Consider the following 1782-nt stretch of genomic DNA (forward strand, 5'->3'; position numbering starts at 1 on the left):
TTATGAGCCGTCTGCTCTTACCAACTGAGCTAAAGGTCCCTAGAAAAGCATATGGATAAGGAGTATATATGTATTACATACTCTTTTTCTTAGCACTCATTATTTTTGGAAAAAGAAAAACACTCTCATGAGTGTCTTCCTTTGACTTGATAACCACTTTAATTTTAATAACATCTCTTGATATACTGACAAATATACATAAAATTCCTATCTAGATTGATTCTATCATATGTACCTAACATTTTTGTTGAGAAAATAATCGCGCTCACTATGACTTCGCACATACACAGCTGATATATGTGATGGGAGAAGGAACTTACTGTGAATTATTCAGGTACCATTTCAAAAGTGACAAACTCTTCAAGATGTTGTAACGTATCATGAAATTCATTTTTATCAAAGGATGCACAGCGCCCCCTCACTTGTACCACTTTTCCCTTTTCATATTGAGGTTCAAGATATGTGATTACAAATATATCTACATTACGATCTGGAAAACAGTAAAAAATCACTTTTTTTCCGGACCAAGCTAATGGATAAATGTTTTTTAATTTTTTCCTTGTGGCTTCATCTCCAAGATGCGGTGCAGTATCTATGGTTTGTCCTACAAAATCAGTTCTTTGTTGATGAACAGTTTGTAATAATGCCTGATTCACATCAGTAAAAACATAGTCCCCTTCGTCTTGTTTGAACATAAAATACATACGTGAGTGATGTTTCTCATAGTCTTGCAGCAACTCTTCTAACAATGAACATAAGACCATTTTCATCTCTTTTTAATCCCTTCTGTGAGAATGATAGAATATAGGTTTATTTTAATTCAAATGTTGAGAAAAAACAAATTAAAAATTCTGAATTTTAAAGTTATTTTTTATTACCCTCGAATATTTACTGGTCTGTAATTACATTGCTCCTAAAAAGTTTATCCCTTCGGAATATGCATGATCTTACACATTCATTTTAAGCGCCATGCACCCTATATGTAATTAAAAGTTGTTACATATAGATTACAAGACATCTTTATTTCTCAATCATTTAGCTATAAGGACAATATGTTTTTCTAATATAATAAACTTGGTTCATTTCATACAAATTATAAATAAAGGGGGTTTTTTATAAAAACATCTAACAAATTCTATGTTATTCTCAAGCAAATTACATGTCTCTAAACTAGCGATTATAAAGGCAATCAAGATGGTAATAAAAAGAAGGTGCTAGAAATTGATGTATTCTATTGTGACTATTTCTGAAAGCCAATTAGCCTCCATTTATGAAAAACTTCATCAAAAAGCAGAGAACCATTATCATCTCTTTGATACATTTGATGAAGTAAGATTAGATATTATTATCCCCTTTTGAAATGCATGGACAAATGAAATATGGAAGGAGTGATCATGTTGCATAAAGAACAAGCTTATACATTTCTAAAACAAGTGTATCAAGATGTTATCTTAAATTTGAAATTATATAAAATATCAGATTATTTTAGTGACCAATATATGCAAGTTACAGATGGTACAGAGGTGAATATACAAGGGTTTCATACTCACATGGAAACTTTTAAAAGTATAGTAGACACACTGGAATTGTCACCTTTTTATGACTTTTTATTTGATGAAGAGAAGCAAACAGCAACGCTAAGATATGAGATTCATGTAAAGAAGAAAAATGGGAATAGTGGTGTCGTAGAAATCATAGCGATTTTTGAATTGAAAGATGGGAAAATTTTACGTTGTAATGAACTAACTCGTTCCTTACAACCTGATGATGAATTTAATACCA

General features: G+C 31.0%; 2 protein-coding genes. One reads left to right on the forward strand and one right to left on the reverse strand.

Going from position 1 to position 1782, the window contains the following annotated elements; translation table 11 throughout:
* Positions 1–326: 326 nt before the first annotated feature.
* Positions 327–770, reverse strand: a complete 444-nt coding sequence (locus tag F3I02_RS27145; RefSeq protein ID WP_069356707.1) for a hypothetical protein — start codon at positions 768–770, stop codon at positions 327–329.
* A gap of 624 nt (positions 771–1394) precedes the next feature.
* Here F3I02_RS27145 and F3I02_RS27150 point away from each other — a divergent pair.
* Positions 1395–1782, forward strand: a 388-nt coding sequence (locus F3I02_RS27150) for a nuclear transport factor 2 family protein (RefSeq protein ID WP_196478617.1), incomplete at its 3' end; no start/stop codon positions are given.

The sequence above is a fragment of the Bacillus sp. SRB3LM genome (assembly GCF_015712745.1).
Lineage (GTDB): Bacteria > Bacillota > Bacilli > Bacillales > Bacillaceae_G > Bacillus_A > Bacillus_A thuringiensis_K.

What these genes read in the sequence shown, in the direction of transcription:
- F3I02_RS27145 (WP_069356707.1), bottom strand. Translation starts at nt 770, where the DNA reads ATGAAAATGGTCTTATGTTCATTGTTAGAAGAGTTGCTGCAAGACTAT.